This is a genomic window from Crocosphaera sp., from assembly GCF_030064895.1.
Classification (GTDB): domain Bacteria; phylum Cyanobacteriota; class Cyanobacteriia; order Cyanobacteriales; family Microcystaceae; genus Crocosphaera.
This window is the reverse complement of record NZ_JASJEB010000030.1, coordinates 24158-34874: the sequence shown is the minus strand read 5'-3', so window position 1 is coordinate 34874 and position 10717 is coordinate 24158. Positions and strand designations below refer to the sequence as shown.

Sequence of the window (10717 nt, the reverse complement as noted above, 5' to 3'; positions counted from 1 at the left end):
TCTCGGACTCGTAAACATACTGGCTCTATGAAGCAACTTGGGGAGATGAAGCGACAAAAATCTCAACAACATAAGAAAAGTTTGGGGTCTTTAGAAACCCCAACTTCTCAAAAGTTGGGGTAGTTCATATAACTAATAACTTCAGGAGACTTATGAAATTTTCTGATGATGAAACTAAGACAAGATTGTGTAAAGAACTTGAACAAAAAAGAATAAAGCATAATCCATCTTTCATCATTAGAATTGCTAAAACTAAAAGTAACCTAATCATTTTTCTTGAACAAGGTAACATCAAGGCTGGTTTTATTCATATTGTAGAAAATCACTCTATAGATTTTCTAAATCGAGGAATTTCATCCCAACAAATTCCTGACTTTATTATGACAGCAGTTATTGATGGTAACTTGATCGGAATTCAAGGGAAAAGCCGACAGATTTACGAATTTATCTTTAACGAATTAACTCACTACCTGTCTGTAGAAATTGCTTCTAATGGCTATATTGTAAGTGCTAATCCTACTCCAACTCGGTTAATTACTAAATATAAAAGAGGTTTTCAAAAATGAAACAACGCATTAAATTATGGGCTGATTATGGTTCCTACCCTCTTTGGGGAGTGGACGAAATTGATAATTTTGCACCTGAAGAATTACCTTTATGCTCCAAAACTATTAAACGTTTACATCAATGGCAAGATAATTTTGATCTTACTTTAAATGAAGAATATCCTCCAGAGTCAGGTTTTTCATCTCCTCAAGCTGAAGAAACTTTCAAACAAGAAGGATATCAGCTTTGGCTATCATTAAGACAAGAACTTGGGTCGGAATATGAAGTATATTATCAAAGTGATGGCCAATTATTTAAACATCCCCATGAATTAACTCAAGTCTCTGTTTAATATACAAAATATGATATTGATCAAAAAACAAGTATTATGAACCTCCTAGAAAACATCAAAAACGATTATCAAAACTTTCCCAAGAACCAAACCTATTCTATTTACGCTGACAATGTGTATTTTAAAGATCCCATGACTGAGTTTACAGGAATCAAACGCTATCAAGAAATGATCCAATTTATGTCAACTTGGTTCAAAAATATTGACTTAGAATTGCACAATATCTATCAAAGTGATAATATTATTCACACCCAATGGACCCTACACTGGACAACACCTTTACCCTGGAAACCCCCTATTTCCATCCCAGGACGTAGCGAAATGACCTTTAATGAGCAAAACCTGATTATCTCCCATATTGACTACTGGAACTGTTCTCGTTGGGATGTTCTCAAACAACATTTTGTCCCAAATCCTTCATAATAAAGATAAGTAATGTAAATTTTTCTGAGAGAACCATGCGTGTAATCCTTATGACGGGTAAAGGGGGAGTTGGGAAAACTTCCGTCGCTGCGGCCACTGGCCTGAGATGTGCTGAGTTAGGTTATAAAACCCTGGTGTTAAGTACCGACCCGGCCCATTCTCTAGCGGATAGTTTTGATTTAGAATTGGGACATGAAGCTCGTTCCGTACGTCCCAACCTTTGGGGGGCCGAACTAGACGCATTAATGGAACTTGAAGGAAACTGGGGGGCAGTTAAACGTTATATTACCCAGGTATTACAAGCTAGAGGACTCGACGGGGTACAAGCGGAAGAATTAGCCATTTTACCAGGGATGGACGAAATTTTTGGCTTAGTTCGCATGAAACGCCACTACGACGAAGGGGAATACGACGTTTTAGTTATCGACTCGGCCCCCACAGGAACCGCATTGCGTCTGCTGAGTATTCCTGAAGTGGGAGGCTGGTATATGAGAAGATTTTATAAACCGTTACAAGGGATGTCCGTGGCCTTGCGTCCTTTGGTAGAACCTTTGTTCAGACCGATCGCAGGATTTTCTTTACCTGATAAAGAAGTAATGGACGCACCTTACGAATTTTACGAGCAAATCGAAGAATTAGAAAAGGTTTTGACGGATAACAAGCAAACCTCTGTGCGTTTGGTGACAAATCCTGAAAAAATGGTCATTAAAGAATCTTTGCGGGCCCATGCTTATCTCAGTTTGTATAATGTTTCTACAGATTTAGTAGTTGCTAACCGTATCATTCCTGAAACAGTTAAGGATCCCTTCTTTGAAAAATGGAAGAATAATCAACAAATTTATAAGCAAGAAATTCATGATAATTTCCATCCTTTACCAGTGAAAGAAGTGCCATTATTTTCTCAAGAAATGTGTGGCATGGAAGCATTAGAAAGGTTAAAAGAAACCCTCTATAAAGATGAAGATCCCGCACAAGTTTATCATCAAGAAGATACCATTAGGGTTGTACAAGCTGGTCAAGATTACAGTTTAGAATTGTATTTACCAGGAATTCCTAAAGAAAAGGTACAACTAAATAAAACAGGAGATGAATTGAATATTAGAATCGGTAATCATCGCCGTAATTTAGTATTACCGCAAGCGTTAGCTGCGTTGAAACCTTCGGGGGCAAAAATGGAAGAAGATTTCTTGAAAATTCGTTTTAGTAGTGGAGTTGCTGCCAAAGCGTAGATTGTTAACAAAACTCGTAGGGGTTTAATAATATTAAGCCCCTACAATAATATTAAGATGAATGTTTACTGATTTCTAAACTATGCGATCGCCTCTTATATCTTCCCTATTAGAGACATTTCTCACCCAACCCAATATTGAAACATCTCCTGCATGGGAATTTATCGATGGACAGGCGCAACAAAAACCCATGCCAACCCTTTTTCATTCTAGATTACAGCGTAATTTAGTTAACAAAATTAATCAACAAACCAACGATTATGAAGCGATTCAGGAATTTCGTTGCATAGTTCCACCTTTTTCTCCTGTTCCTGATATTGCTGTTGTTAAAAATACACGCTTACCAACTGAAGATTGTCCCTTGCAAGGTTCACCAGATTGGATGATCGAAATTCGTTCTCCGGATCAAGGTACTCTGAGTTTACAAAGCAAAATTCTTCATTGTCTTAGTAATGATACTAAACTGGCCTGGTTAATCGATCTACAACGGGAACAAGTATGGGTTTGGCAAGGAACAGAATTACCTCTAATCTACACAAAAGAAGATAGTTTACCTACCTTGGATGACATAGAAAATATAACTGTTAATCAGCTTATGGAGATGACTCAAACAAGGAAAATAACATGATTACCTTAAACCTTAATACTGAACTTGAATCAAAACTAAAAGATCGCTTAGGAATTCAATGCCAGAATACATTAGATAATAGTGATGTTATTTACTTCAAAAATGTTTAAATATATAAGTAAGGATAATTAAATATCCCCCTCTAAAATTTGAGATACAGTATAATTAAATTCAGTAAAAGTAGGAGATTTCACCATATCTGAAGAAGTAAAGATAGTCTCATCATAAAATCCCTCGGATAAAGATAGAATAGTCACTTTTTCTTCAAGGGGATCAACAATCCAATATTCAGGAATATCGAGTACACTATATTCAGAACGTTTGGCACGATAATCAATATTTTTAGTTGATTCGCTAACCACTTCTACTACTAAAATAGGTGAGGGTTCATCGAGTAGAATAACCGCTTCACGGTTTTGTAGTTGTTGCCATTGAGAAGTTGATAAAACCACCACATCAGGAATGCGAACCGTGTCCCATCGAGATCCACGGGGTGATTGAATACCAATCAACTTATGTTTTGATACCCAAGGTTTACTAAGATGCTTAATTTCTTGACGAAAACAATAGTTGAGAAAATCAGCAATTTCACCATGTTTTCCCATTCCCAAACTCATGGCAATTAATTCTCCATTTACCAGTTCATAAGTTGTATCTGTTTCATCATAGTTGAGGTATTCTTGAAGGGTTAAACGGGTTTTTGTCAGGGTCATTTCAGTTATCAGTTATCAGTTATCAGTTCAAGAAAAGCTATAAGTTAATTAAAAAGATATTGTTTCAAAGCTTGACTCATAACCTCTCCAGGTGCAGGTTTTTGCACCCAAATTTCTAAGGCCGCTGCTCCTTGATAGACTAACATATCTAAACCATCAATAATCTTTAATCCCTGTGGTTGCGCATCTTTGAGAAATTTAGTGGGACTAGGATTATAAATTAAGTCGTAGGCGATGGCATTTTCAGGAAATTTTTCCCAAATATGACTGTCAACAGGAGAATTATTTGTATGGGGAAACATACCGATGGGTGTAGTATTCACAATTAACTGGCTTTCTGATACCAACCCCGATAATTCATCCCAGGAATGGACGGTTACAGAGGCTTTAAGGTCGCTATTATGCCAACTTTGCTTAAATTGCTCTAACTTGTCGCGATCACGTCCCACAACCGCAATTTCGGGGCAGCCCAATTCCGCTAATCCCACCACCACGGCTCTCGCTGCGCCTCCATTTCCCAGGATAATAGGTTTAATGGTGTTCCAGGGGCGTTTAAGGGGTTTCAGGGGGGCTAAAAAGCCAATTACATCGGTATTTGTCCCTTTCCACCCTGTTTCTGTGCGCCAAACTGTGTTAACTGCTCCCACTAATTGGGCATTTGTGGTAATCTCTGATAAGAGAGGGATGATAGCTTGTTTATGGGGAATGGTTGCATTAAATCCCATCACACCGATGGTTGCAAAACCATGCAAAGCAGTTGCTAAGTTTTCGGGTTTGACTGGGAAAGGAACATAAATATAATCTACCCCTAAATGTTCTATGGCTGCATTTTGCATCACAGGGGATAAAGAATGTTCGACGGGATGACCAATGATTCCTAATAGTTTCGTTTTTCCGGTAATAATTGACATTATGTTTGAGATTATTCTGAATAAGGAATGACAGTTCAATGAAGTCAGAAGTCAGAAGTTAGTTGAAAGGCAGGAGGCAGGGGGCAGGGGGCAGGAGGATCAATTTGATGGGGATTCAACCCCAACAAATTGTAGACACCGTGCAGACGGTGGGGTTTTAAACCCAAGGGCTGGTTCGCTGCTATAGTGCAGAGATATCTTCTAAGAAAGAACAACCTCCTGCCTTCTGCCTTCTGCCCTCTGCCTCCCAGCCGAAGGCTGATAAAATGACTTCTGCTTGGCCATCTTGAGCATTAATTATTTTAAAGTGCTTTAAGGATTATTAGTAAGTTTTCTCTGTTTTTAGTTGTACGTTGTCTGCAAACACTTGTCAACCGTCTGTGGACAATGTACAATAAAATTATAGAGTTGAGGTAAATAAACGAGTACAACAATAGTGCAAGTTAAGCGAATTACAGAAACAGTTCGAGACTTTCCCGATCTAGGGAAAAAAATCAAACAGGCAAGGGAAAATGACAAACGGTCATTAAGTGAAATCTGTCGACAAAGTAACATCAGTCGATCCTATTGGTATCAATTAGAAAACGAGGATCTGCGATCGCCAGTGACAGAGAACCTTGTTAGAAAAGTAGAAAAGGCTCTCAATATTAATTTAGGAGTTAGTTTTGATGACTAACTACCCGGTCAAAGAAACATTAATCGCTAAAATATCATGACTTTTGAAGAAATCCAGAAAACCATTGAAGGGATGTTAGCAGTTCAAAGACAACTGCAAGAGAGACAGATTCAACTGCAAGAAAGTCAATTTGAATTTAGAGAAAGACAACTTCAATTTCAAGATGCTCAAGAACAGTTGAAAGAGGCTCAAGAACAATTAAAAGATTCCCAAGAACGGGAAAGAGAGACATTGCAGATAATGATTGAGGAGATAAACCAATTTATTGCAAGGTCTAACCGTAATGAGAGACGCATTGAACAATTAATCGGTTATAGCATTACTAATGAATCAGAACATCTCGATATTGAACAACGATTTAGAAATCTTGAAACAAGATTAGAACAATTACAAAACCCATCTTAAATATCATGAACTGGATTGATTACGTAGTCTTGATCAGTGTTTTTATCTTGAGGTTTAGGCTCTTCTTTTTGCATGACAGGGGATAAAGAATGTTCGACGGGATCACCAATGATTCCTAATAGTTTCGTTTTTCCGGTAATAATTGACATTATGTTTGAGATTATTCTGAATAAGGAATGACGTTTAAATTTATCTGATTATTATTATTATCAAAACTGAGTTCATCCACAACATAAGTATTGGTTTGAGAAACAGCAACAACTCCTCTTAATTTACCTTTACTCAGATTAGATAAAATTACTTCAGCTTTTCCATCTTGAGCATTAGTTATTTTAAAATGGTTTAAGGGTTCTTGCCAAATTTGTCTTGTGTTGGGGTCAAAATCATCATCTTCTCCTCTTATTATAACTTCTCCACTATGGATAAATTTAACTTCTCCTCCAAATTCTACTTTGTTAATATCAGCCATGGATATTTTTTTAGATTGTCTACTTCTTTGTAGAGTAATCATTGACTGTTGTTGCTCAAACCCTATAATTTTTCCTGACATTGTGCTACCTGTTTTTAATTTTACTGTGGCATCATAGGGTAATGCTACAGGTATAGTATTATTTTGCACTTTAGTGGATTTTATTTCAGGAGAGGGTAAAGAAAAACTATGTTTTTGTATCAAATAAAATCCTAATCCAACAGTCAAAGAAGCAATGGTAATGATTTTAGTGGTAAGTTTTATCATGATTAAATGGGATAATATGAAATGTATAATCAAGGAGTGAGGTATTTATGTTCAATAATCAACCTTCACAAGATAATACAGAGATTGTAGGAACCTTGGCTAGTATTTTGGGGTTGCTAGCAATTTTTCTTTATTTTACAGGATGGATCTATCGTTGGGCTTATTTTGGTTATTTTCAATTAGAATTAACACAATTATCATTTCCCTTTCGATCCTTCTTTTTTGTTCCTATTCAAGTTTTTGTAGGTAATGGCTCGGCATTTACTAAAACTATTCTAGCATTATTTTTAGTTGCAACTACTATTAAAATAACGCTTTGGTTTGTGGAACCCCTAACGGTTGCTTTTATTTTACCTTTATCCGAACCTTTAAATGGTGTATCTCGTCGTAGAAAATGGCAAACAGTAAAATATTTTTTGAGAAAGTATGCTAAAACTTTTCATCAATGTTCAGTATCTAAGTTTGTGCGAGAATCAGCAACTCTTATTCCTGTTTCCCTGAGAAAAGATTTAATTATTGTTATTTGGTTATTAATTGTTTTATTTTGGTTAGCAAGAAGTCAAGGATGGGATGATGCACGTCGAGATGCAATTAATGAAACTTCTACTTTACCTGTATTTACCTACATTTTTCCGAAAGATAAATTAGTATTAGGAAGAGATTTAGATGATATTTTTACTAATCCTAGTTTAAAGAATTCTCGTTTTATTGGAGACTTAAGTTTATTTGAATATATTCGAGGATTTGAAGATAATGATCCCACTTTAAAAGAACCGAGAATCTGGCGATTATTACTAGAAAATAATGATATAATTTATTGTTTTTTCGGGTTGGATAAAAATGCTGATAAAAAACAAGTTCCTGCAGTTTTAGCTATAAAAACTTATAATCAAGGACAAGTAATGATTTTAGCTCCATCTATTCCTAAGTAATGAATTACACTCATATTATATCACTGAAACTAATTGTTGCCAATTAAAATAAAAGGTGACCAAAAAAAAGGATGAATTTTTTCTCCTGTTTGAATATGACTTATTTTTGCTTGTCTCATTGCTTCACTTTTACTCATTCCTTCTTCCTTAATATTTGTATAAAAATCCTTCATAATATTAGCACTAATATTATCATCTGCATTCCATAAACTAGCCAGAACTGTTTTTGCTCCTGCTCTTTCTAAAACAAAAGCTAAACCCGATAATTCTCGTCCGTTAGCGTTAGCTTCTTTGGCAGTTTGACAAGCACTTAAGGCTAAGATTTCTGTATTTTTTAACCCTAATAAATCAGCGTCAGCGATGTGATATTGTTCGTTATTAGCAAATAAAATAGTATTAGCTTCCATCCCTAAATCTGGACAACCATCAGGGTCAAAACAGCCATGAGTTCCTAAGTGTAAAATAGAGAAACGTGAAGCATTTTCCTCAAAAGTTTGTAAGGTAGCATCTGTTCCTAAATAAGCTTCACTTCCTGGGAAATTATCCATAAGATGTTGAGCTTCTTTTTCAGTTCCTGGTAGGGTTTCTTGAGTTGGTTTAGGATTAGCTAAAACCAACGCTTTCATATTCTTTTCCCCCTTTTGTAAAGAAGTGTCAGTAGGTATCGCGCTGGTACTAATACGAGTTAAATAATGAATAGGATATTTTTCTAATAAAAATTCTCCTGTTTCTGGATCAGATAAAGTTTCAAAGGGAATATAACGCAGTTTTCCTGTAGCAATAATCGCTAAATTTTTAGGAGCAATGGTTTTAATTTCAGATTCTACGGGACGAATTAAAATATCATAAATCTGTTCGCCAGTAACAAATACATTGGCATTTTTATAATCTGATAGTTCCTGACGATACTGGGTAATTAATTGATTAAATTCCTCACTATCAATATCTTGTGTAATTACTTTTAATTCTTCAGAAGTGAGAATAAACAGCGCAATTTTATCCGATAAGATGACAGGTTGAATAATAGCAGTATCTAGAGCAATATTTTCCCTTAAAGTAGCAATATCTGTGGGTTTAATTTCAAATAATTCTGCTACTTCGGGATATTGATCAGCAATAGCTTCTGCTTGTAGATTTAATTCTGCTTGCAGTTCATTAACTTGTTGTGCTTTTTCTGGAGAATGTTCTTTATCTAATTGTTGTCTAAGAAAGTTTAATTGTTCATTTTTTTGATTCCAGTCATTAATCTCTTTTTGTATTTCAGGGTCAGCTACTTGTGCATTAATTAAACGATTATAGTCTGCTAAATCATAAGTTGTGAAAAGGTTAGACCATTCAAAAGCTTTTTCAGGTTGATTTTGTTCGATTAAAAGTTCAATCAGTGCAATAGCAGTTCCTTGTTCTTGTTTTTGTTTTAAAAATGCCTTTCTATCTTCCCTTTTTAAACCCTGACGCATTTCTAAGGTAATATTAACAGCATCTTCTAGATATTTAAGAGCTTCGACGGGGCGATCTGTATCTCGGTAAACTCCCCCAATATTACTGAGAGTACCAGCTTCACTCAAGCGATCGCCCACTTCTCTCATGATGAGTAACCCTTGTTCATAGTAGTCTAATGCCACCATGGGTTGCCCTATGCGGTGGTAAACTAAGCCAATATTATTGAGAGTTCTAGCTTCCCCAGAGCGATCGCCCACTTCCCTGGTGATAGGTAATACTTGTTGATAGTAGTCTAATGCCACCGTGGGTTGGCCGATGTTGTCGTAAACGAAACCAAGATTATTTAGAATAGGAACTTCCCCAGAGCGATCGCCAACTTCCCTGATCATAGGTAATGCTTGTTGAAAATATTTTAGGGCTTCTTCTAGTTGGCCGATAGTGTTGTAAACTACGCCAATATTACTGAGAGTTTTTGCTTCCTTAGAACGATCGCCAACTTCCCTGATAATAGGTAATGCTTGTTGATAGTAGTCTAATGCTTTGTTGGGTTGGCCGATACTGCGGTAAACTAAACCAATATTATTGAGAGTAACAGCTTCACCAGAGCGATTGCCAACTTCCTTCATGATAGGTAATGCTTGTTGATAGTAGTCTAATGCTTTGTTGGGTTGGCCGATACTGCGGTAAACTAAACCAATATTATTGAGAGTAACAGCTTCACCAGAGCGATGGCCTACTTCCTTCATGATAGGTAATGCTTGTTGATAGTAGTCTAATGCTTCCTTGGGTTGGCCGATGTTGCTGTAAACGAAGCCAATATTATTGAGAGTGTCAGCTTCACCAGAGCGATCGCCCACTTGCCTCCTGATGGGTAAAGCTTGTTGATAGTAGTCTAATGCCACTGTCGGTTGGCCGATGTTGCTGTAAACGAAGCCAATATTATTGAGAATGATCGCTTCTCTAGAGCGATCACCTATTTCCCTGATGATAGGTAAAGCTTGTTGATAGTAGCCTAATGCTTCCTTGGGTTGGCCGATGTTGTAGTAAATGTCTCCAATAACATTAAGATTATTCACTTCTCCTAAGCGATCGCCAACTTCCCTGGTGATAGGTAATGCTTGTTGATAGTAGTCTAATGATTCCTTGAGTTGGCCGATACGATAATAAACTAGACCAATCCTACTGAGAGTGGCAACTTCTCCCAAGCGATTTTCAATTTCCCGAAAGATTAACAATGCTTGCTCATATTTTTTTAAAGCTTGCTGAGGTTGCCCAATATTACTATAGTTAAACCCTAAACCTGACAAAGAAAACGCTTCTAACTCCCTATCTTGCTGTTGTTGTGCAATAGTAAGTAATTGTTTAAAGGTTTCTATAGACTCAAAAGGTTTTCCCTGTCTTGCTTGCTGTATCGCTTGTCGTCTTAGTTGTTGTATTTGCTGTATTTGTTGTTGTATTTGCTGTATTTGTTGTAGTAAATTTTCAGTTTGTGCTGTTGCGGGTTGAAGGATCAATATAGGGTTAATAGGAGTTAGACAAATACCCAAGGTTATGAGACTACTTAATATTGCTTTCATCAGTTATCAGTGAAGAGTGAGCAGTTACCAGTTATAAGTTAGATGATATCAAAAATTTTTTTGAGCCGTTTTCCCATAACGCATTACAAGTATAAAAAAATTGATGAAAGTAAAATTGAAGAGAATGTCACAAAATTTCCCCAACTGTC

13 protein-coding genes are annotated in these 10717 nt (G+C 36.4%); 8 read left to right on the top strand and 5 right to left on the bottom strand.

The genetic code is table 11. From position 1 onward, the window contains the following. The first annotated feature begins 152 nt into the window (after window positions 1-152). The 5 genes from QNJ66_RS10155 (at window position 153) to QNJ66_RS10135 (ending at window position 3178) form a co-directional block, all read left to right on the top strand. Window positions 153-566 (top strand): hypothetical protein, encoded by a 414-nt coding sequence (locus QNJ66_RS10155; RefSeq protein WP_300505999.1) that lies wholly within the window; start codon window positions 153-155, stop codon window positions 564-566. After that, entirely contained in the window at window positions 563-898 is a 336-nt protein-coding gene (locus QNJ66_RS10150; RefSeq protein WP_300505997.1) for a hypothetical protein, read from the top strand. The genes QNJ66_RS10155 and QNJ66_RS10150 overlap by 4 nt, the downstream gene beginning before the upstream one ends. 36 nt (window positions 899-934) lie before the next feature. Next, entirely contained in the window at window positions 935-1321 is a 387-nt protein-coding gene (locus QNJ66_RS10145; protein WP_300505994.1) for a DUF2358 domain-containing protein, read from the top strand. Window positions 1322-1356: 35 nt separating this feature from the next. Beyond that, window positions 1357-2550 carry a TRC40/GET3/ArsA family transport-energizing ATPase gene (locus QNJ66_RS10140; RefSeq protein ID WP_300505991.1) on the top strand — a complete coding sequence of 398 codons (1194 nt, stop codon included), beginning with the start codon at window positions 1357-1359 and terminating at the stop codon, window positions 2548-2550. 82 nt (window positions 2551-2632) lie between these two features. Next, window positions 2633-3178 carry a Uma2 family endonuclease gene (locus QNJ66_RS10135; RefSeq protein WP_300505988.1) on the top strand — a complete coding sequence of 182 codons (546 nt, stop codon included), beginning with the start codon at window positions 2633-2635 and terminating at the stop codon, window positions 3176-3178. A 128-nt stretch (window positions 3179-3306) separates the two neighbouring features. Here QNJ66_RS10135 and QNJ66_RS10130 read toward each other — a convergent pair whose 3' ends face one another. Further along, window positions 3307-3891, bottom strand: coding sequence for a Uma2 family endonuclease (locus QNJ66_RS10130; RefSeq protein WP_300505985.1), 585 nt, complete (start codon window positions 3889-3891; stop codon window positions 3307-3309). Between the two features lie 44 nt (window positions 3892-3935). Then, window positions 3936-4802, bottom strand: coding sequence for a shikimate dehydrogenase (locus QNJ66_RS10125; protein ID WP_300505982.1), 867 nt, complete (start codon window positions 4800-4802; stop codon window positions 3936-3938). A 436-nt stretch (window positions 4803-5238) separates the two neighbouring features. On the opposite strand from QNJ66_RS10125, the gene QNJ66_RS10120 reads away from it, so the two are divergent. Continuing rightward, on the top strand, window positions 5239-5478 hold the full coding sequence (locus QNJ66_RS10120) for a helix-turn-helix transcriptional regulator (RefSeq protein ID WP_300505979.1): 240 nt from the start codon (window positions 5239-5241) through the stop codon (window positions 5476-5478). A gap of 36 nt (window positions 5479-5514) precedes the next feature. Next, on the top strand, window positions 5515-5883 hold the full coding sequence (locus tag QNJ66_RS10115; protein WP_300505976.1) for a hypothetical protein: 369 nt from the start codon (window positions 5515-5517) through the stop codon (window positions 5881-5883). Here the strand turns inward: QNJ66_RS10115 and QNJ66_RS10110 are convergent. Together QNJ66_RS10110 and QNJ66_RS10105 are read right to left on the bottom strand one after the other, a co-directional pair. Next, window positions 5880-6032 carry a hypothetical protein gene (locus tag QNJ66_RS10110; protein ID WP_300506004.1) on the bottom strand — a complete coding sequence of 51 codons (153 nt, stop codon included), beginning with the start codon at window positions 6030-6032 and terminating at the stop codon, window positions 5880-5882. The two genes, QNJ66_RS10115 and QNJ66_RS10110, sit on opposite strands and share 4 nt — an antisense overlap. 11 nt (window positions 6033-6043) lie before the next feature. Next, a complete protein-coding gene (locus QNJ66_RS10105) occupies window positions 6044-6619 on the bottom strand; it encodes a hypothetical protein (RefSeq protein WP_300505974.1) in 576 nt (191 codons plus the stop codon). Window positions 6620-6666: 47 nt separating this feature from the next. Here QNJ66_RS10105 and QNJ66_RS10100 point away from each other — a divergent pair, with 47 nt between their 5' ends. Beyond that, window positions 6667-7551, top strand: coding sequence for a hypothetical protein (locus tag QNJ66_RS10100; protein ID WP_300505972.1), 885 nt, complete (start codon window positions 6667-6669; stop codon window positions 7549-7551). Between the two features lie 29 nt (window positions 7552-7580). On the opposite strand, the gene QNJ66_RS10095 is transcribed toward QNJ66_RS10100, so the two are convergent. Further along, window positions 7581-10568, bottom strand: a complete 2988-nt coding sequence (locus QNJ66_RS10095) for a tetratricopeptide repeat protein (RefSeq protein ID WP_300505969.1) — start codon at window positions 10566-10568, stop codon at window positions 7581-7583. Window positions 10569-10717 lie beyond the last annotated feature (149 nt).

What these genes read in the sequence shown, in the direction of transcription:
- QNJ66_RS10155 (WP_300505999.1), top strand. Translation starts at nt 153, where the DNA reads ATGAAATTTTCTGATGATGAAACTAAGACAAGATTGTGTAAAGAACTT.
- QNJ66_RS10150 (WP_300505997.1), top strand. Translation starts at nt 563, where the DNA reads ATGAAACAACGCATTAAATTATGGGCTGATTATGGTTCCTACCCTCTT.
- QNJ66_RS10145 (WP_300505994.1), top strand. Translation starts at nt 935, where the DNA reads ATGAACCTCCTAGAAAACATCAAAAACGATTATCAAAACTTTCCCAAG.
- QNJ66_RS10140 (WP_300505991.1), top strand. Translation starts at nt 1,357, where the DNA reads ATGCGTGTAATCCTTATGACGGGTAAAGGGGGAGTTGGGAAAACTTCC.
- QNJ66_RS10135 (WP_300505988.1), top strand. Translation starts at nt 2,633, where the DNA reads ATGCGATCGCCTCTTATATCTTCCCTATTAGAGACATTTCTCACCCAA.
- QNJ66_RS10130 (WP_300505985.1), bottom strand. Translation starts at nt 3,891, where the DNA reads ATGACCCTGACAAAAACCCGTTTAACCCTTCAAGAATACCTCAACTAT.
- QNJ66_RS10125 (WP_300505982.1), bottom strand. Translation starts at nt 4,802, where the DNA reads ATGTCAATTATTACCGGAAAAACGAAACTATTAGGAATCATTGGTCAT.
- QNJ66_RS10115 (WP_300505976.1), top strand. Translation starts at nt 5,515, where the DNA reads ATGACTTTTGAAGAAATCCAGAAAACCATTGAAGGGATGTTAGCAGTT.
- QNJ66_RS10110 (WP_300506004.1), bottom strand. Translation starts at nt 6,032, where the DNA reads ATGTCAATTATTACCGGAAAAACGAAACTATTAGGAATCATTGGTGAT.
- QNJ66_RS10105 (WP_300505974.1), bottom strand. Translation starts at nt 6,619, where the DNA reads ATGATAAAACTTACCACTAAAATCATTACCATTGCTTCTTTGACTGTT.
- QNJ66_RS10100 (WP_300505972.1), top strand. Translation starts at nt 6,667, where the DNA reads ATGTTCAATAATCAACCTTCACAAGATAATACAGAGATTGTAGGAACC.
- QNJ66_RS10095 (WP_300505969.1), bottom strand. Translation starts at nt 10,568, where the DNA reads ATGAAAGCAATATTAAGTAGTCTCATAACCTTGGGTATTTGTCTAACT.